The sequence below is a fragment of the Kribbella sp. CA-247076 genome (assembly GCF_050942445.1).
Classification (GTDB): domain Bacteria; phylum Actinomycetota; class Actinomycetes; order Propionibacteriales; family Kribbellaceae; genus Kribbella.
Map to the genome: position 1 here is coordinate 2817358 of NZ_CP192051.1, position 19043 is coordinate 2836400.

The 19043-nt window shown below is 68.5% G+C and carries 14 protein-coding genes; 6 read left to right on the forward strand and 8 right to left on the reverse strand.

Annotated elements, in window-relative coordinates; genetic code table 11:
• The first annotated feature begins 474 nt into the window (after positions 1-474).
• Together ACQPYZ_RS13425 and ACQPYZ_RS13430 are read left to right on the forward strand one after the other, a co-directional pair.
• The gene (locus ACQPYZ_RS13425; RefSeq protein WP_433167949.1) at positions 475-1839 is read left to right on the forward strand and encodes an amidase; all 1365 of its coding nucleotides are present in this window, start codon (positions 475-477) and stop codon (positions 1837-1839) included.
• On the forward strand, positions 1836-2336 hold the full coding sequence (locus ACQPYZ_RS13430) for a DUF3830 family protein (protein WP_433167950.1): 501 nt from the start codon (positions 1836-1838) through the stop codon (positions 2334-2336). Before ACQPYZ_RS13425 ends, ACQPYZ_RS13430 begins: the two co-directional genes overlap by 4 nt.
• Before the next feature lie 17 nt (positions 2337-2353).
• On the opposite strand, the gene ACQPYZ_RS13435 is transcribed toward ACQPYZ_RS13430, so the two are convergent.
• Both ACQPYZ_RS13435 and ACQPYZ_RS13440 read right to left on the reverse strand, forming a co-directional pair.
• Positions 2354-3295: an NAD-dependent epimerase/dehydratase family protein gene (locus tag ACQPYZ_RS13435; protein WP_433167952.1), complete on the reverse strand. Its 942-nt coding sequence runs from the start codon at positions 3293-3295 to the stop codon at positions 2354-2356.
• 70 nt (positions 3296-3365) lie between these two features.
• A complete protein-coding gene (locus ACQPYZ_RS13440) occupies positions 3366-4937 on the reverse strand; it encodes a serine hydrolase domain-containing protein (RefSeq protein WP_433167954.1) in 1572 nt (523 codons plus the stop codon).
• A gap of 37 nt (positions 4938-4974) precedes the next feature.
• Here ACQPYZ_RS13440 and ACQPYZ_RS13445 point away from each other — a divergent pair, with 37 nt between their 5' ends.
• On the forward strand, positions 4975-5874 hold the full coding sequence (locus ACQPYZ_RS13445) for a diacylglycerol/lipid kinase family protein (protein WP_433167956.1): 900 nt from the start codon (positions 4975-4977) through the stop codon (positions 5872-5874).
• Positions 5875-5988: 114 nt separating this feature from the next.
• On the opposite strand, the gene pulA is transcribed toward ACQPYZ_RS13445, so the two are convergent.
• From pulA to ACQPYZ_RS13475, 6 genes are all read right to left on the reverse strand, one after another.
• Positions 5989-11673, reverse strand: coding sequence for a pullulanase-type alpha-1,6-glucosidase (gene pulA, locus ACQPYZ_RS13450; RefSeq protein ID WP_433167958.1), 5685 nt, complete (start codon positions 11671-11673; stop codon positions 5989-5991).
• A gap of 102 nt (positions 11674-11775) precedes the next feature.
• A complete protein-coding gene (locus ACQPYZ_RS13455) occupies positions 11776-13011 on the reverse strand; it encodes an ATP-binding protein (protein WP_433167960.1) in 1236 nt (411 codons plus the stop codon).
• 100 nt (positions 13012-13111) lie between these two features.
• On the reverse strand, positions 13112-13828 hold the full coding sequence (locus ACQPYZ_RS13460) for an SIR2 family NAD-dependent protein deacylase (RefSeq protein ID WP_433167963.1): 717 nt from the start codon (positions 13826-13828) through the stop codon (positions 13112-13114).
• Positions 13829-13831: 3 nt separating this feature from the next.
• Positions 13832-14383: a GNAT family N-acetyltransferase gene (locus ACQPYZ_RS13465; RefSeq protein ID WP_433167964.1), complete on the reverse strand. Its 552-nt coding sequence runs from the start codon at positions 14381-14383 to the stop codon at positions 13832-13834.
• A 43-nt stretch (positions 14384-14426) separates the two neighbouring features.
• Entirely contained in the window at positions 14427-14639 is a 213-nt protein-coding gene (locus tag ACQPYZ_RS13470) for a sulfurtransferase TusA family protein (RefSeq protein ID WP_433167967.1), read from the reverse strand.
• A complete protein-coding gene (locus tag ACQPYZ_RS13475; RefSeq protein WP_433167969.1) occupies positions 14636-15751 on the reverse strand; it encodes a cysteine desulfurase family protein in 1116 nt (371 codons plus the stop codon). Before ACQPYZ_RS13475 ends, ACQPYZ_RS13470 begins: the two co-directional genes overlap by 4 nt.
• Before the next feature lie 94 nt (positions 15752-15845).
• On the opposite strand from ACQPYZ_RS13475, the gene ctaC reads away from it, so the two are divergent.
• The 3 genes from ctaC to ACQPYZ_RS13490 are packed head-to-tail and all read left to right on the forward strand — an operon-like array spanning position 15846 to position 18912.
• Positions 15846-16739 carry an aa3-type cytochrome oxidase subunit II gene (gene ctaC / locus ACQPYZ_RS13480; protein ID WP_433167971.1) on the forward strand — a complete coding sequence of 298 codons (894 nt, stop codon included), beginning with the start codon at positions 15846-15848 and terminating at the stop codon, positions 16737-16739.
• Positions 16736-18520, forward strand: a complete 1785-nt coding sequence (gene ctaD / locus ACQPYZ_RS13485; RefSeq protein ID WP_433167973.1) for an aa3-type cytochrome oxidase subunit I — start codon at positions 16736-16738, stop codon at positions 18518-18520. Before ctaC ends, ctaD begins: the two co-directional genes overlap by 4 nt.
• Entirely contained in the window at positions 18517-18912 is a 396-nt protein-coding gene (locus tag ACQPYZ_RS13490) for a cytochrome c oxidase subunit 4 (protein WP_433167975.1), read from the forward strand. The genes ctaD and ACQPYZ_RS13490 overlap by 4 nt, the downstream gene beginning before the upstream one ends.
• Positions 18913-19043 lie beyond the last annotated feature (131 nt).

Below are 19043 nucleotides of genomic sequence, written 5' to 3' on the forward strand. Positions count from 1 at the left end.
CCAGAACCGTCGTCGCAGCAGTCCACACCACCGCCGGCTCCGACTCCCGACCAGAGCCCACGAGCCGCCGCGCCCGACCAGCAGATGCCACCGGCCCCGACACCCGAGCAGACACCACGGGCCGCGACCTCCGAGCAGACGCCACCGGCCGCAGTACACGAGCAAACGCCACCGGGCGCAGTACACGAGCGGACGCCACCGGCCGCAGCACCCGGGCAGATGTCACCGGCCACGACACCCGAGCAGGTGCGACCGGGCTGGGCACCTGAGCAGACGTCGGTGGCCGCAGTATCCGAGCAGACGTCACCGGCGACCGTGGCCGGGCAGGGGGCAGAACGCATGGCTTCCGAGCATCTGATGGCACCGGTCGCGGCGGGGGCGGCGGGGTCTCACGGTGTGGCGGTGTCGGGGGCGGCGGGATCTGGCGGTGGGGTGGTGTTGGGTGGGGGGTTGTTGCCTGGGGCGGTTGAGTTGGTGGCGGGGTATCGGCGGGGGGAGATCTCGCCGGTTGAGGCGACGCGGGCTGCGTTGGAGGCGATCGAGCGGTACGACGGGGTGGTGAACGCCTTCGTGCTCGTCGACGGCGAGGGGGCGTTGGCGGCAGCGAAGGAGTCGGAGGCCCGGTGGCGACGTGGGGAGCCACTGGGACCCGGCGACGGGGTGCCGACGTCGATCAAGGACGCGTTGTGGACCAAGGGCTGGCCGACGCTTCGCGGCAGCACGATGATCGACGAGGCCGGGCCGTGGGAGGAGGACGCGCCCGCGGTCGCCCGGCTCCGCGAGACCGGTGCCGTCATCCTCGGTAAGACGACGACGCCGGAGTACTCCTGGAAGGGTGTGACCGACTCCTACAAGTACGGCGCGACGGGGAATCCGTGGGATCCGTCGAAGACGTCGGGTGGTTCGAGTGGCGGTTCGGCCACCGCGGTCGGGCTCGGGATGGGGGCGTGGTCGCTTGGCACCGACGGAGGTGGTTCCGTCCGGATCCCGGCCGCGTTCACGGGGACGGTTGCACTCAAGCCGACGTACGGGCTGATCCCGTTGTTTCCGCCGAGCGCGTTCGGGACCTTGTCGCACGCGGGACCGATGACGCGGACGGTCCGGGATGCCGCCGCGCTGCTCGATGTCGTCAGCGGGTTCGACGCACGGGACTGGTCGGCGATGCCGACTCCGGGTACGTCGTTCCTGGATGGGATCGACGACGGGATTGTCGGATTGAAGATTGCCTACTCGTCCGATCTTGGGTTTGTCGACAATCGACCGGAGATCGAGGAGCTGGTCCGGGCGGCGATCGGAGTGCTCGCGGACGCCGGCGCCGAGGTGGCTGAGGTCGATCCCGGGTTCGCGGATCCGGTCGACGCGTTCAACGTGCTGTGGTGGTCGGGCGCGGCGAAGGTGCTGTCGGCGTACACGGTCGACGATCGTGTCGATCCCGGACTGCGGCGGGTCGCCGAACTCGGGTCGTCGTACTCGGCCTCGGACTTTCTCGATGCGACGGCGGTGCGGATGGAGTTGGGGTCGCTGATGGGGCGGTTCCATCAGGAGTACGACGTACTGATCACGCCGACGCTGCCGATCACGGCATTCCCCGTCGGACAGGACGTGCCGGACGGGTGGTCGTCGCCGGACTGGACCAGCTGGACGCCGTACACGTATCCGTTCAACCTCACGCAGCAGCCGGCGTTGAGTGTGCCGTGCGGGTTCACGACCGATGGGCTGCCGGTCGGCCTGCAGATTGTCGCGGCGCGGCATCAGGACGCGCTCACGCTGCGGGTCGGTCAGACGTATCAGGCGGCGACGGATTGGCATCTGCGCACACCGACGTTGGAGGCAGGATGAGCAGGTTCATCACCGTCAGTCTGGACAAGCGCGGCGTGAGTTGCGTGGCGAAGTTGCTGGACGACGTGGCGCCGCGGACGTGTGCGGCGGTGTGGGACGCGTTGCCGTTGTCGGCGCCGGTCTTTCACGGGAAGTACGCGCGGAACGAGATCTACGCGCTGCTGCCTGCGTTCGCGCCGGCCGACCCCGGGAAGGAGAACACGACGGTCACGCCGATCCCGGGGGATTTGTGCTGGTTCTCGTTCGACTCGGACGACCTCGGGAATCCGGCGTACGGGTACGAGAACACCACCGGGACGGGGACCCAGGGGGCGATTGTCGACCTGGCGGTGTTCTACGGGCGGAACAACCTGCTGATCAACGGGGATCAGGGCTGGGTGCCGGGGAATGTCTTCGGTGCGATTGTCGACAATCTGGACGGTATGGCGGCCGCCTGCCAGGACCTGTGGATGGGCGGCGCGCGCGGCGAGACGCTGAGCTTCGCCCGCCGCGACTGAACCTCCGCTCACCAGCCTTAGAGGCCTTCGCGGAAGCCTTGGCGCCAGGTGCGGTAGGTGGTCGGGCGCCAGTTGAGGGTTTGCTTGGCGAGGGTGTTGTCGGCGCCTCGGATGGTGGTGAAGGCGGCTACTCCCACGTCGCCTACTGCTAGGCGGGCCAGCCACGTGGGGAGGTGGCGGGGTGGTTTGGCGTTGAGAATGCGGGCGAACTCCGGGAGCCAGACCGACGCCGGGGCGGGATCGTCGTCGGCGATCTGGTAGATGCCGGTCGCGGTGCTCTCGACGGCCTTCACGGTGGCGTCGGCGGCATCGTCGTAGTGGATGAAGGACCACACGCCGGCGCCGTCGCCGATCAGCGGGAGTTTGCGCTGCTGGATCAGCTTGACGATCGAGCCGCCCTTCCCGATGTCGCCGGTGGGGCCATAGAAGCTCGAGTAGCGCAAGGCGATGCCCTCGATGCCGTCGGCGGTGGTGACGGCCGACTCCAGGTGCTTGATTGCGTCCATCGTCTGGCGTGAAGACGGCGCCGGGTCCAGGTCGAGCGGGTCCGCTTCGGTCTTCGTGGCGGATCCACCGTGTTGCAGGTTCCAGCCGGCGTACGACTGGACGACGAACCGTCGTACGCCGGCAGCCTGGGATGCGGCGAGGAGGTGGTCGGTGCCTTCGGTGCGCAGGCGGTTGGTGGCGGCGAAGCTCTGGTCGAACTTCTTGAAGTTGATCCCACCTTTGAGGGCAGTCATCTGGTGTACAACGACCTCCGGGCGGGCGGTGTCCATCGCCGCCTTCACTGCGGCGGAGTTGAGACCGTCCGCCAGTACTACGTCGGCGCCTTGGGCGCGCAGGGCGGCGGCGCTGGATTCTGAGCCGATCATCCCGGTCACCTCGTGCCCGGCGGCGATCAGCTCCGGTACCAGCGATCGGCCGAGTCCGGCGGTTGCGCCTGCCACCAGCACCTTCATGGTTCCTCCGTCGTCCGTTGGTGTTGATCGGAGGACACCTGGCGCCGGAGTGCTGTGACAGTGATGCGGGTCACATCGACGTGAGGGTGAAGGCGGTTGGGCCGAAGGAGACGTTCTGGGTGACGTCGATGGTGAGGGTGTCGGTGGGTGGGTGGCAGGTGAGGGTGAGAACGAACGGGGTTTCGAGGAAGCGGATGGTGGCCACGAAGCGGTCGCCGTCGGTATAGGCGCTGGTGACCAGGCGTTGGCCGATGGCGGGGTCGGCTTCCTTGAGTACGCCGACGGCGCGGTGCTCCTGCCAGTCGCCGGGGGCGCAGACGAGGTCGACCGTGCCGGTGGCGCCGGGCTCGAGACCGGAGAAGGTGAAGGTTCCGGTGCCGTCGGCATCCAAGCGGGCGGCTTCCAGCCCGGCCTCGTTCGCCGCGAACCGGAACGTGCGGCCGTAGCGGGCAGCCGGCCCGAAGCCGGCGGAGGGTGCGTCGGCGGTCGGTGCGGCGGCGGTGGGCGCGGGATCGGTGGCGGCCGAGACGGAGGCGGCGACCGCGGAGTCGGCGAAGGGGGTGGCGGGCGCGGGCGGCGCGGAGTCGGTGGCGGGGGCGGAGTTGGGGGAGGCGGAGGGGGTGGCGATGGAGGGGGTGGTGGGTGGGGGGAGGTGTAGGTGGGTGGGGCGGGGGACTGGGGTTACTTCTTTGGCTTCCAGGGCGGGGAGGAGGTGGTCCCAGACGGTGGTAAGGATGGCTTGCATGTCGTTGGTGGCGCTGGTGGTGACCAGGACGGCGTCGTAGTCGGGGAAGATCAGGCAGAACTGGCCGAAGGCGCCGTCGCCGCGGTAGGTGTTGTGGCGCCCGCGCCAGAACTGGAAGCCGTACCCCTGCTTCCAGTCCGGGTTCTCCTGGTTGTCGTTGGCGACCTGCTTCGACGTCGCCGCCTCGAACCACTCGGCCGGCACCAGCTGCTCGCCCGCCCACACGCCACGCTGCAGCACCAACTGCCCGAAGCGCGCGAGGGACTCGGTGTTGGTGCTCAGCCCCCAGCCGCCGACGGTGATTCCCTCCGACGACACCTGCCAGGACGCCTCGTCGATCCCGAGCGGGGCGAAGAGCCGCGGCCGCAGGTAGTCGAGCAGGCTCGAGCCGGTCAGCCGCTGCAGGATCGCGGACAGCATGTACGTCGCGCCGCTGTTGTACACGAACACCGTGCCCGGCTCGTGTTCGACGTCGAGGCTGAGGAAAGTCCTCACCATCCGTCGGTCCCGGCCGAGCGCCTCGACGGTGTCCTTGGCGTGCCCGGTCGTCATCGTGAGCAGATGCCGGACTGTCATCGCGGCCAAGTTGTCGCTGATCGTCGCCGGCAGCTCGTCGGCCTGGAAGAACGAGATCACCGGGTCGTCCAGGGTCAGCAGCCCGGCGTCGATCGCCAGCCCGATCGCGGTCGAGGTGAAGCTCTTCGACACCGAGAACAGCAGGTGCGGATCGGTCAGCCGGTACGGCGACCAGGCCTCCTCGAGGACGACATGACCCGACCGCAGTAGCATCACGGTCTGGATCTCCGGATCACCGGCGTCGAGCGCGGCCACGAAGGTGTCGAGCGCCGTACTGGACAGTCCCTGGGCTTCTGGCGTACTCCGTGGAAGGCTGCTCACCCCAGGCACGCTATCTCCCCGAACGGACAATTATCAGGTGAGTTCCATCAGACGAGCTGCGGTCATCCTCAACCCGGTGAAGGTGCCGGACCCGGAGGACTTCCGGCGTACGGTCGACGCGGCGCTGACCGAGCGTGGGTACGACGACTCGCTCTGGCTCGAGACGACCGAGGACGACGCCGGCTCGACGATGGCGAAGCGGGCGATCGACGAGACCGTCGACCTGGTCGTGGTGGCCGGCGGGGACGGGACGGTGCGGGTGGTGTGCGCCGAGCTGGCGCGCAGCGGGATCCCGGTCGCGGTGCTGCCGGCCGGGACGGGCAACCTGCTGGCCCGCAACCTCGGCATCTCGCTGGACCTCGACATCGCGCTGACCGAGCTGCTCGGTGGCAACGAGCAGCGGATCGACAGCATCGAGATCCAGGGCGACGAGCTGGACACCGACCGGTTCGTGGTGATGGCCGGCCTCGGGCTGGACGCGGCGATCATCGCGGACGCGCCCGACGAGTTGAAGAAGCGCGTCGGCTGGGCCGCGTACGTCGTCGCGACGCTGAAGAACCTGAACCACCCGTTCGTCCGGGTCGAGATCATCGTGGACGACCAGCCGCCGGTACGACGCCGCGCGCGGACCGTGGTGATCGGCAACGTCGGCACCCTGCAGGCGAACATCCCGCTGCTGCCGGACGCCGAACCGGACGACGGCCTCCTGGACGCCGTCGTACTCGCGCCGCGGCGGATCAGTCAGTGGCCGCGGCTCGCGCTCAGCCTGATCATCAAACCCCTGCGCGAACAGCACGTCGAGCGATTCACCGGCAAACGGATCCAGGTGACGGCGGCGAAGACGGTACGACGTCAACTGGACGGCGACACCATCGCCGACGGCCGCACCCTCAGCGCCCAAGTCGACCCCGCATCCCTGATCGTCCGCATCCCGTAGAACACGCCACCGGGCGTCAGCTGCATCTGGACCGGCGGGGAGCCTGGTGGACTCCCCGCCGGAGTCTGTCACCTACCGCTCGGCCGCACCGTTCAGGGCGCAGCCAGCGGGCGGTCACGACTGGACTAGTACGGCGACCGTGCGGGCCGGGACCGAGACCGTGCCGGACGAGGCGGTCCAGGTGGTCTGTTTGACGACCGGGTCGGAGCCGGCCGCCTGGATCGGGGACAGGGACAGGTTCGCACCGGTGAGGCCCGGAACCTGTTGGGTCACGGTCGAGCCGGTCGAGTTGAAGACGACCAGGACGCCCTTGAGGGCCGGGTCGACGTCGGGGCCGGCGGCGTCGTCGATGCGCATCGTGATCACGCCGGGGTTCGCGCCGCTCGACGGGAAGGTGAGCTTCGCGTTGATCAGGTCGGCCGAGCCCAGCCGGAACAGCGGCGTCGAGAAGCGGAGCTTGAGCAGGTCCTGCGCCGTCGCCGACGCGGTGGCCACCTCGGCCGCGGTCGGCTTCAAGGCCGGGTCGCCCAGCAGCGGCTTCATGAACGGCCACTTCGCCTCGTTGTCCGGCTTGGGCGGCAGACCGTGGCCGAAGCCGTTGTCCGCGCCGGTCCAGTCGAGGGTGTTGAACCAGTCGCCGGAGTCGTAGGAGTTCCGGTCCAGCGACTTGCTCCGCAGCAGGTCGGCGCCGGCGTGCCAGAACGACGGCGTCTGCGCGAGCGCGGTCGTTGCCAGCGACACCGTGTTCATCCGGACCCGGTCGGCCATCGTCAGCGACGGCGGCAGCTTATAGGTCAGCGCGTCCCACAACGTTTCGTTGTCGTGGGCATCGACGTACGTGACCACCTCGTTCGGCTGGTCGGCGTACCCGGCCGGTGAGCCGTTGTAGTCGACCGCGTCACCGCGGACGACGGCTCCGGTCTCGGCCGAGCGGAAGGAGAAGTTCCGCAGGTTCGCGGCCAGGCCGAGCTGGATCAGGTCGGTGTCGTGGGCCAGGCGCTTGGCCCGGTCGGCGGGCGAGCCGTTGACCGGGTCGCCGTTCGGGTCGCTCGCGGCGCCCGAACCGAAGCCCTGGATCCGCGGGTTCTCGTCGAACGGACCGCCGCCGCGGACGCCGTCGCGGAGCCGGTCGGAGAACGTGCCGATCCCGGTGCCGCCGAGGTTGCCCTGGCGGGCCTGGACGAACAGCGCGTCGTTCGCGACCTCGCCGAAGTTCCAGCCCTCGCCGTACACGTAGACCTTCTTGCCGTCGACGCCGTCCTTGGCCAGGGTCAGCTTGTCCAGCGCGGCCCGGACCTTGAGCATGTTGGCCTTGCTGTGGTGGCCCATCAGGTCGAAGCGGAAGCCGTCGACCCGGTAGTTGCGCGCCCAGCTGACCGTGCCGTCGACCATGATCTTCTCGGCCATCGCGTGCTCGGTGGCGATGTTGCTGCAGCAGGTCGACGTCTCCACTCCGCCGGTCGCGTTCAGCCGCTGGTAGTACCCCGGCACGATCTTGTCCACGACCGAGGTCGGCGCCTGGCCGGCGGAGGGGGTGTGGTTGAAGACCTGGTCGAGGACGACCCGCAGCCCCGACTTGTGCAGCCCGCCGACCATCGTGCGGAACTCGGCCACGCGGGCGAGGCCGTCCCGCTGGGTCGCGTACGAACCCTCCGGCGCGAGCCAGTGGAACGGGTCGTACCCCCAGTTGAAGCCGTCCTTCGCCGCGACCGCGGTCACGCACGCCTGCTGCTGCTCGGAGTCGGGCGGGAAGGACTTGAGGTCACATGCCGGCGTCTGCTGACCGGTCTCCGGGATCGACGCGATGTCGAACGTCGGCAGCAGGTGGACGGTGTTCAGGCCTGCGGCCGCGAGCGAGCGCAGGTGCTTCGTCCCGTTGCCCTCGTCGGCGAAGGCGAGGTACGTACCGCGGTGGGCGACCGGCACGGTGGTGTCGTTGATGGAGAAGTCACGGACATGCAGTTCGTAGATCGTCGAGTCGACCGAACGCGCCAGCTTCGGCGACGGCGTCCTCGACCACAGCGCCGGCTTGCCCGCCGGGTCGTCGAGGTCGGCCGCGACCGAGTGCGTCGAGTCGGTGGTGAGCGCGACCGAGTACGGGTCGGTCACCAGGTTGGTCTCGATCTTCCCGGTGGACGGCGCGAACACGGTCACCTGGTAGCGGTACGCCGCGTTCTTCCACGACCGCGGTCCCTGGACCGACCAGGAGCCGTCGTCGTCCCGGCGCATGGCGATTGTCTGCGATCCGACAATCAGACTGACCTTCTGCGCGGTCGGCGCCCAGAGCGTGAACTGGGGCGATCCGCCGTGCCACGTCACGCCGTACGAGCGCTTCGTCGCCGAGCCGCCGTACAGGTCGTCGAGGACACCCGGGATCTGTACGCCGGTCGCGTCGAGCAGGCGCCCGGCGTCGTCGTACTGCGCCAGCCCGAGCTGCCCGGTCAGGACCTTCCGGGCGTCCGCCTTGCCGAGCCGCAGTGCTGTGTAGCCCTTCAGAGCGGGGAACTTGGCGAGCACGGACGGCGGCAGGCCGGCCGGATCGTGCCGGAGGCCGGTCGACGTCCCGCCGATGTCGTCCGCGTCGACCTTCAGCGACGCGTCGTGCGACCAGTGCAGCCGCCAGCGGAACCACTCCGGGTGGGCGACCGCGGGTACGGCGAGCAGGTCCTTGGCAACCCAGTAGGCCTTGGCCTTGCTGAGGTCCGGCTGGGCGCCCGGCGTGGAGGTCGTGACGGTCAGCACGTGGGTCGCGATGTCGTAGGAGAAGGTGACGACCAGCCCGTCGGCCGGCACCGTGATCGGAATGTTGTTGGCCGGATAGCTCTCGTCCCAGGACAGGTTGTGCGCGACCTTGGCCTCATAAGCGCCCGCTCCGATCTCGGTCGTCGACCACGTGTACGTCCCGTCGCCGTCCTGGTCCGTCAGCCAGGGTCGCATGCAGGCCGGGTCCCAGTCGGCCGCACAGCCGAGCTCGGACTGGAAGGATCCCGGCACGGTGATGAGCGGCCCTTCGGCACTCGACGTGACGTAGTGCCGGCCGTGCTCGTAGTAGAAGGTGATCGGTCCGCTCGGCCCGGTGTAGGAGATGTTGGCGCCGTTCTGGTTGCCGCCGGCACCGTAGTTCTCGTCCCAGGTCTTGTTGATCGCGGCCTTGTAGGCGTGCTCGCCGGTCAGGCCGGTGTACGTGCCCTTCCAGACCTTGTCCTCCGGGTCCAGCGTCAGCTGGGCCTGGTCGCAGTCCGGTGACCAGTCGGCCGGACAGCCCATCTCGGTGTTGTGGTCACCCGGCACGCTGACGTTGGCCGGCTGGACGACCGGTCCGGTCCCGCCACCGCCGCCACCCGGCGTCGGTGCGTCGCCGACCACGCCGTACGAGCCCGAGACCGAGTAGTTGCCGGAGACATCCTTCAGTACGGCGCGGTACTCGAGCAGCGTGCCCTTCGGCAGCCCGGACACGTCCTGGAAGACCCGGTACGGCGCGTTGTCGTCGGACCCGAGTCGCTGCCAGGCCGTCGTACCCACCGGGCGGTAGCCGAAGGTCACGGTGACCGGCGTGTTCGCTGGGACCTCGGCCCCGATCTCGGCGCGGCCGCCGACGGTCGCACCGAGTTCCGGCGAGCTCATGTATACGGCCGGCGCCTTGGACTGGCGCGGCACCTTGCCGAGCGCCTGGTACACAGTCACCGACAGCGGGGCCTGGCTGAGCACGACCCGGCCCTCGCGATCGGTCCTGGCCGGCTTCGAGCCGCCGTAGACCGGCCGGAGCCAGGTGTTCGGGCCGTAGGTCGGGATGGTTGCCGACTTTGCGGTTGTCGCATTGTTGACAATCACCAGGTACTCGACGTTGTCCTGACCGAGCCTGCTGAACGCGTACAGCCCGCCCGCGTTGGACGAGTACCGGTGGATCTGCCGGCCGTCGGCCAGCGCCGGGTACTTCGCCCGCAGCTTCTGCAGGGCGGCGATGTGCTTGTACATCGGCGCGTTCACGTCGTACCGGTCCTGGCTGCCGATCGTGGTCGTCCCGGTGCCGTCGACGATCTCGTCGTCCTTGTAGTCGGTGGTCTGGGTGGCGAACATGTCCTGCCGCGCGTCCTTGTCACCACCCGCGCCGGTGAAGCCCTGCTCGTCGCCGTAGTAGATCACCGGCTGGCCGCGGGTCAGGAACATCAGCGAATGCGCGAGCTTGTCCCGGGCGAGCAGTTCCTGCCCGGCCGCGCCGCCCTGCTTGAGGAAGGTGCCGACCCGGCCCATGTCGTGGTTGCCGAGGAAGGTCGGCAGTTGGTACGCGTTCGAGTCGGCGTCGGTGTAGTAGTCGTCGTTGGCGTAGAAGTCGCGCAGCTTCGTGCTCGGGTCACCCTTCGCGAACGCGACCGCGTTCTGCTGGAAGCCGAAGTCCAGCGTCGCCTGCAGCGCCCCCTGCGTGGTGTACGTCGACATGAACTTCGGGTCGGCGTCGAACACCTCGCCGAACATGAAGAAGTCCTTCGAGCCGGCGTTGCGGGCCGCGGCCAGGACCTGCGGCGAGAACTTCTGCCAGAACTCCATGTTCACGTGCTTGACGGTGTCGATCCGGAACCCGTCGATGCCGAACTCGGCCCACGTCTTGTAGATGTCGATCATCCCGTCCCGCACGCGCGGCTGCTCGGTGAACAGGTCGTCCAGGCCGACGAAGTCGCCGTACTCCGAGGATTCGCCGGCGAAGGTGGAGTCGCCGCGGTTGTGGTAGAGGGTGGGGTCGTTCAGCCAGGCCGGCACCTTCACGGTCTCGTCGGCCGGCGTCCGGAAGACCGGGACGTTCGGGAACGACGTGTTCCGGTCCATCGGCGGGAAGGTGTCGCCGGCGGCGTACTGCTTGTCGTCGAAGACGTTGCCGGCGGCGTCCTTGTACGGCGACGTCGACTTCGGGATGTAGCCGTACTGCCCGGACTGGTACGCGATCACGTCCGCGGTGTGGTTGGTGATGATGTCGAAGAAGACCTTCATCCCCTTGGCGTGCGCCAGGCTGATCAGCCTCTTCATGTCCGCGTTCGTGCCCAGGTGCGGGTCGATCTGAGTGAAGTCGGTGATCCAGTAGCCGTGGTACCCGGCGCTCACGTCCGCGCCGGCACCCTGCACCGGCCGGTTCTTGAACGACGGCGTGAGCCAGAGCGACGTCGTACCGAGGGACTTGATGTAGTCGAGCTTCTGGATCACCCCGGCCAGGTCGCCGCCGTGGTAGAAGCCCTTGTCGGTCGGGTCGAGGCCGGTGGCCAGCCGGTCGCCGGTCAGACCGCCGGCGTCGTTGGACGGGTCGCCGTTGGCGAACCGGTCCGCCATCACGAAGTAGAACCGCTCCTTGGTGAGGTCCTCCCGCAGGCTCGGCGACGACAGTGCCTTGTCCGCGGGCGTCACGGTCGGGCCGGCCAGGTTGACCGGTTTCACCGTCACCACGTGGGTGGTGTCGTCGTAGCTGAAGGAGAGCTTGGCCGGCCCCTCGATCCGCAGCGGGATGTTCGGCCCGTTCAGGACGCCGCCGGCGCCGTAGTTCTCGTCCCAGCTGCCGTTGACCGCGACCTTGTACTCGTACGAGCCGGCCGGCACGTCGAACACCTTCGTGTACGGCGCCGCCGCGCCGAGACTGGACGCCGTACAACCGGGGTCCCAGTCGGCCGCGCAGCCGAGTTCGCTCTGCAGCGACCCCGCCAGCGTGATCACCCGGTCCGCCGCCACCTGGGCGGGTGCCGGTGCCGCCGTACCCAGTCCGAGCCCGATCACCGCCGCCGCGGTGAACCCCGCCGTCCAACGCCTGAACCCGCGCATCACGGTCCCCTCCCGTTGATCCTGCCGGGGACGCTAACCCGCGACCTCGACCCTGGGGAGACCTCGAATGTCACGGTCAGGTCACGAGCCCCGCCAGCGTGGTCAGGATTCCCAGAGCGCGCACACCGGCAGCGCAGCCAAGCGGCCGCCGAACCGAGTCGCCTCCGGCGCCGTGTGCAGCAGGACGCCGAAGTGGAATCGGTCGCCCAGCCGATCTGCCAGGAACTTGAGCCCGCGCAGATCGTCAGCCGAGGGTGAACTCGTCGCCTTGACCTCGATGCCGACCACGCGACCATCCGGATGTTCGAGCACGAGATCGACCTCGGCGCCGTCGCGATCCCGGAAGTGCCACAGCGATGGCTTCTGGTCTGACCAGGTGAGTTGCTTGCGCAGTTCGTTGGTTACGAAGGTCTCCAGAAGTTGACCGAACGGACCACCGACGCGGTCGGTCGTCGCCTGGTTCGCACCGATCAGATGGGCGGCGAGGCCGGTGTCGGTGACGACGAGCTTGGGCCGACGGACCACCTTGCGGCTGAGGTTGGTCGACCAAGCCGGGATCCGCTCGATCATAAAGGCTTGGACCAGCAGTTCGAGGTAGCCGTCGACTGTTCTGCTGGGGAATCCCAGGTCGTTCGCGATGGCGCTGACGTTCAGTTCGTTGCCGGTGCGCGCGGCGCAGAGCCGGAGCAGACGGGGGATCTCGGCCAACCGTTCGATGGCGGAGATGTCCCGTATCACCGACTTGGTAATGGTTGTCAGGTAGCTGGAGAACCATTGCGGTCTCCGCCTCGGCTCACGGTTGACGATCTCCGGGTATCCGCCGGTGACGATTGTGTCGACGACCTCCCGGCGTACGAGCTTTCGATTGCGAATCAGGTTCACCGGCGCATCGAACACGGCGTCGACGAAAGTGTCGGGTGCACCGAGAAGCTCTCCTTGGGAGAACGGCCAGAGATCTATCATCTCGACCCGTCCGACCAGTGCAGACGCCATATCAGGGGCGGACAGCAGTCTGGACGAGCCGGTCAGCAGGAACCGCCCAGGCCGCCGATCGCGATCCACTTCGGCCTTGATGGCCCGGAACAGTCTGGGCTCGAGCTGTGCCTCGTCGATGACGAAGGTGTCCACGGGTCTGGCCAGGAAGTTCCTGATGTCCGCCGCCGCTGCCTGCCGTGTCGTTTCGTCATCGAGGGTGGCGAAGTCGTGCGAACCTGGATAGCTGATCCGCTGGGTGAGTGTGGTCTTGCCGACCTGCCGGGGACCGTTGAGTACGACGACGGGAGTGTCCGCGAGAGCGGCCCGTACGTGGGCTGCCACAGCTCGATCCAGGAGGGCCATGGACGGATCGTACTGCGGATTCGTCGATCATGCCGCTGCGGATTCGTCGGACGCCGTGGTGCCGATTTGTCGATCGACAGGCTGCAGAGGCGTCGGCAGGCTAGTCGAAGAGCGTGGAGAGCGTGGTCTCGATGGGGGTGCGGTGGACGGTGGTGGCTTCGTCGTCGTACGGGGTGGGCTCGGCGTTGAGGATGATCAGGGGTTTGCCGAGGCCGAGGGCGATGTCGCACAGGCCGGCCGCGGGGTAGACCTGCAAGGAGGTGCCGACGGCGAGGAAGAGGTCGGCGGCCTCGGTGGCGGCGACGGCGGCGTCCAGGACGCGCTGGTCGAGGGACTGGCCGAAGGAGACCGTGGCCGACTTCAGGATGCCGCCACAGACCTCGCAGGCCGGATCCTCGTCGCCGGCCTCGAGGCGCGGGAGTACGTCGGCCATCGGCACGCGGCGCGCGCACTCGAGGCAGTCGACGAACCAGACCGTGCCGTGCAGCTCGTGCACGAGCTCGGGAGAGGAGCCGGCCTTCTGGTGGAGGCCGTCGACGTTCTGGGTGATGAGGCCGGTCAGCCGGCCCTGGCGTTCGAGCTCGACCAGGGCGAGGTGGCCCGGATTCGGCTCGGCCGTCCAGGCGGGCGCGGCCAGGCGGAGCTTCCAGGCCTCGACCCGGACCGCCCGGGAGGCGACGTACTCGTCGATGTCGAACATCGCCTGCGCCGCCGGGTTCTTCGTCCACAGCCCCTGCGGGCCGCGGAAGTCGGGGATGCCGGACGCGGTCGAGATCCCGGCGCCGGTCAGGACGGCGATGCGCTCAGCGTCGATCACCTGTCAGAGGTTAGCTTTCCATTCCGGCGCGATCACCGACATGACGATCGAGTCGACCCACTCGCCGTCCCAGTACAGGTCGTCGCGCAGTCGGCCCTCGACCACGAAGCCGGCCTTCTCGTAGGCCCGCTGCGCCCGCGGGTTGAAGGCGTACACCCCGAGGCTGATCCGGTGCAGGCCGATCTCCTCGATGCCGTAGCCGACGATCAGCCGGGTGGCCTCGGTCCCCAGCCCGCGACCCTGGCCGGACGGCCCGATCAGGATCCGGAAGTTGCACGACCGGTTGTCCGGGTCCCACTCGTTCAGCACCGCCTCGCCGACGGTCTCGTCAGTGGCCTTGTCGACGATCGCCAGGTCGAGCCGGTCGGTCTGGTCCTTACGGGTGCGGTACCACTCGCGGGCCTTCTCCTCGCCGATGACGTCGCGGCTCCCGGTGAAGCGGGTGACGTCGGGATCGTCCATCGCGGCGGCGAGGGCCTCGTAGTCGTCCTCGTCCACCGGTCGCAGGATCACCAGGTTGCCGGTCAATGTCGGCTTGTACGCGAAGTCGGTCACGCGGTGCAGTGTGCCAACCGGCGCGGCCGGACAGCGAGAGGTTTTAGCTCAGGCGCCGGACGACGAAGCGGGGAGCCTCGACGGAGACGAGCTCCTGGTCGCGGAGGCGGCACCAGGCGGGGATGTCGGTGGCGGCCGCGGGGTCGTCGGCCAGCACGGTGACGGTGTCGCCGACGTCGATCGTCGGCATGAGCTTCGCCAGCCTGATCACCGGGAGTGGGCAGAGCAGGCCGAGACAGTCGAGATCCGTGTTCACAGGCCGACCTCCGCGCGGATCCGCCGGACGATGCCCGGCAGCACGGTCGCGAAGCGGTCGATGTCGGCGTACGTCGTACTCCGGCCGAGCGAGACACGGACGTTGCCGTGGGTGAGGACGCCCATCGCCGCGAGCACGTGGGACGGTCGCAGCGTGCTCGACGTACAGGCCGAACCGCTGGAGACAGAGAAGCCGTCCGCGTCCAGGGCGGTGACGAGGGCCTCGCCGTCGACGTACAGACAGGAGAACGTGAGGATGTGCGGCAGCCGGTCGTCCGGGTCGCCGACCACCTCGACGTCGGGGACGTCCGAGCCGATGCGGTGCCGGAGCTCGTCGATCCACGCCCGGTGCTGCTTGTTCAGCTCGGCCGCCTCCGCCTGACGGGCCTGGAGGGCGGCCGCGGCCGCCAGCGTGTTCGGGACGTCCGGGAAGCCGGGGGAGAGGCCGTCCTCCCGCTCGTCCATCGGCCAGGCCGGGGCGATCCGGGTGCCCTTGCGGACGGCCAGTAATCCGACACCGGCCGGTCCGCCCCATTTGTGCGCGCTCGCCGCCAGCGCCGACCACCCGGGCGGTACGACGTCGTGCCCGATCGAGGCGGACGCATCGACGAACAGCGGTACGTCGCCGCACGCCTCGGCCGCGGCCTCGATCGGCTGGCGGGTCCCGACCTCGTGGTTCGCCGACTGCAGCGCCGCCACCGCGACGCCGGGCTCACGCGCCGCGGCCGTGAAGGCGTCCAGGTCGACCCGGCCGGCCGGGTCCACACCGACCTCCACGCCGGCGGATCCGGCGGTGTGCAGTACGGCGGAATGCTCGACCGCGCTGTGGACGACCGCCGTACCGGTGCGCCTCCGGGCGGCCGTGATCGCGGTCAGCCCGGCGTGGACGGCCGCCGTACCGGAGGTGGTCAGGAAGAGCTCGTCCGGGCGTACTCCTACCGCGTCCGCGAGCACCGCCCGGGCGTTGTCCAGCAGCAGCCGCGCGGTCCGTCCCTCGTGGTGCAACCGGACCGGATCCGCCCACCCGGAATCGACTGCCGAGAGCAACATCTCCCGCGCTGCCGGATGCAACGACTCGGCCGACGCCGCGTCCAGGTACGCACGCTGGTTCACACGGGAAACGCTAAGCCCTACCTATGCGCAGAGCGCCGGAAGGTGTCCAGTAGTGTTTGGTCGTCAGTCTCACTTGGGAAGGGAAAGGCGCCCCGTGGGTTCGAACGGCACGCCCGGAGTGGACGAGCGCGCGGCAGGTCCTGCCGGCGCCACACGTCCGGCGAAGCGACGCCTGCTGGTCGGGGCGGCAGTGGTGCTCGGCACCGTGCTGCTGACCGGCTGTTCGTCGGCGACCACTGAGCAGTGGAAGCGACTCGGTCTCCCCGAGGGCGCATCGGACCGGACCGAGGCCGTCCGGAGCCTCTGGATCGGTGCCTGGATCGCCGCCCTGATCGTCGGCGTGATGGTCTGGGCCCTGATCCTGTACGTCGTCGTCCGGTACCGCAAGCGCTCCGACGACGCTCCCAAGCAGGTCCGGTACAACCTGCCGCTCGAGGTGCTCTACACGCTGGCGCCGTTCGCCATCATCGGTGTGCTGTTCTTCTACACCGTCGAGAACGGCAACCAGATCACCGCGATGTCGAACCAGCCGCAGCACACCGTCAACGTGGTGGGCCAGCAGTGGCAGTGGACCTTCAACTACAAGGAGACCGTCGACGGGCAGGAAGGCGTCTGGGAGACCGGCACGCTGGACAAGCCCGCCGAGCTGTGGCTCCCGGTGAACGAGTCGGTCCAGTTCGACCTGACCTCGCCGGACGTCATCCACTCCTTCTGGGTTCCGTCGTTCTACTTCAAGCTCGACGTCATCCCCGGCCGGACCAACAAGTTCGAACTCACCCCGACCAAGACGGGGACCTTCGCCGGCAAGTGCGCCGAGCTCTGCGGGCTCTACCACAGCCGGATGATCTTCTCCGTCAAGGTCGTCACCCGGGACGAGTACGACGCGCACCTGCGGGACCTGGCCGCGAGGGGCCAGACCGGCGCCGCCGTCGGCGGCCAGGACGCCACCACCATTCCGGGCCACGGGGCTGAGGAGGGCGAGAAGTGACCGACATCGCCGAGCGCACCGGCACCATCGGTGCGACCACCGCGCTGCCGCGTCGCCGCAGCAAAGGTCAGCTGGCGGTCAAGTGGCTGACTACGACCGACCACAAGCTGATCGGCCACCTGTACCTGATCGTCTCGTTCGCGTTCTTCCTGATCGGCGGCGTGATGGCTCTGGTCATCCGCGCCGAGCTGGCCAAGCCGGGCCTGCAGATCGTCAACGAAGAGGTCTACAACCAGCTGTTCACCATGCACGGCACGATCATGCTGCTGCTGTTCGCGACCCCGCTGTTCGTCGGCTTCGCGAACGTGATCATGCCGGTCCAGATCGGCGCCCCCGACGTCGCGTTCCCGCGGCTCAACATGTTCAGCTTCTGGCTGTTCCTGTTCGGCGGCCTGATCACGATCAGCGGCTTCTTCACGCCGGGCGGCGCGGCCGACTTCGGCTGGTTCGCCTACGCCCCGCTGTCGAACGCGGTCCGTTCGCCGGGTGTCGGCGGTGACCTGTGGATCATGGGTCTGTGGATGGCCGGTCTGGGCACGATCCTGGGTGCGGTCAACTTCGTCACCACGATCATCACCATGCGCGCGCCCGGGATGACGATGTTCCGGATGCCGATCTTCACCTGGAACATCCTGGTGACCTCGATCCTGGTGCTGATCGCGTTCCCGATCCTGGCCGGCGCGCTGCTGATGCTGGAGGCGGATCGAGCCCTAGGGGCTCACGTCTTCGACGCGGCCAACGGCGGACCACTCTTGTGGCAGCACCTGTTCTGGTTCTTCGGCCATCCCGAGGTCTACATCATCGCGTTGCCGTTCTTCGGCATCATCACCGAGATCCTGCCGGTCTTCAGCCGCAAGCCCGTCTTCGGCTACATCGGCCTGGTCTGCGCGACCCTCGGTATCGCGGTGCTGTCGGTGGCGGTCTGGGCGCACCACATGTTCGTCACCGGAGCGGTGAACCTGCCGTTCTTCTCGTTCATGACGTTCCTGATCGCGGTGCCCACCGGAGTGAAGTTCTTCAACTGGATCGGGACGATGTGGGGCGGCTCCATGTCGTTCGACACCCCGATGCTGTGGTCGGTGGGCTTCCTGACCACCTTCCTCTTCGGCGGTCTGACCGGCATCATCCTGGCCTCGCCGGCGCTGGACTACCAGCTGTCCGACTCGTACTTCGTGGTCGCGCACTTCCACTACGTCGTCTTCGGGACCGTGGTGTTCGCGATGTTCGCCGGGTTCTACTTCTGGTGGCCGAAGATGACCGGCCGGATGCTGGACGAGCGATTGGGCAAGCTGCACTTCTGGCTGCTGTTCATCGGCTTCCACACGACGTTCCTGGTGCAGCACTGGCTCGGTGTGGAGGGCATGCCGCGGCGCTACGCGTCGTACGGCGCCAACGAGGGCTTCACCACGCTGAACGAGGTCTCCAGCGTCGGTGCCTTCGTGCTCGGCTTGTCGATGCTGCCGTTCTTCTACAACGTCTACAAGTCGCGCAAGGCGCCGCTGGTGGGTGTGGACGATCCGTGGGGCTGGGGACGTTCGCTGGAGTGGGCGACCAGTTCGCCGCCGCCGCGGCACAACTTCGAGCGGTTGCCGCGGATCCGGTCCGAGAGCCCGGCGTTCGACCTGCACCACGCCGACCTCGCGCTGGCGGAGTACCCGGACAACCGGGCGCCGAAGGACAACCTGCTGGACGCGGGTGAGGACCAGGGCCGGGTGGAGAACCTGCGCGAGAACGCCGGCGTCGACACCACGAGCGAGACCGACGGGAAGGACAAGGCGTGAAGGTCGAAGCCTGGGTCTTCGGGATCCTGAGTGTGTTCGTGCTGGTGGTCACGCCGATCTACTGGCTGATGTCGGAGGACCCGACCGGCACCACCGCGCTGGTGATGACGTTCTTCCTCGCGCTGCTGGTGGCGTTCTACCTGAGCATCACCGCCCGCCGGATGGACGCCCGCCCGGAGGACCGCAAGGAAGCCGAGATCGTCGAGGGAGCCGGTGAGCTCGGCTTCTTCCCGCCGCACTCGTGGTGGCCGCTGTGGTGCGCGCTGACCCTGTCCGTGGTCGTGCTCGGCCTGGTCTTCGGCTGGTGGCTGTTCATCGCCGGCTGTGCGCTCGGCATCATCACGCTGTCCGGGTTCATCTTCGAGTACTACCGGGGTGACCACGCTCACTAGCTGATCGCCGTACGGGCGCCATCCGGGCCAACCGGATGGCGCCTTTGCGCGTCTTACGGGGTGCCGCCGGACGGCGGGATTGTGGTCCGTACCACTGGGTCGCGGGTGTGCTGCCGGAATCTGTCGGTCCG

Coding starts and splice junctions, on each gene's coding strand:
- ACQPYZ_RS13455 (WP_433167960.1), bottom strand. CDS start 13,011: ATGGCCCTCCTGGATCGAGCTGTGGCAGCCCACGTACGGGCCGCTCTC.
- ACQPYZ_RS13430 (WP_433167950.1), top strand. CDS start 1,836: ATGAGCAGGTTCATCACCGTCAGTCTGGACAAGCGCGGCGTGAGTTGC.
- pulA (WP_433167958.1), bottom strand. CDS start 11,673: ATGCGCGGGTTCAGGCGTTGGACGGCGGGGTTCACCGCGGCGGCGGTG.
- ACQPYZ_RS13435 (WP_433167952.1), bottom strand. CDS start 3,295: ATGAAGGTGCTGGTGGCAGGCGCAACCGCCGGACTCGGCCGATCGCTG.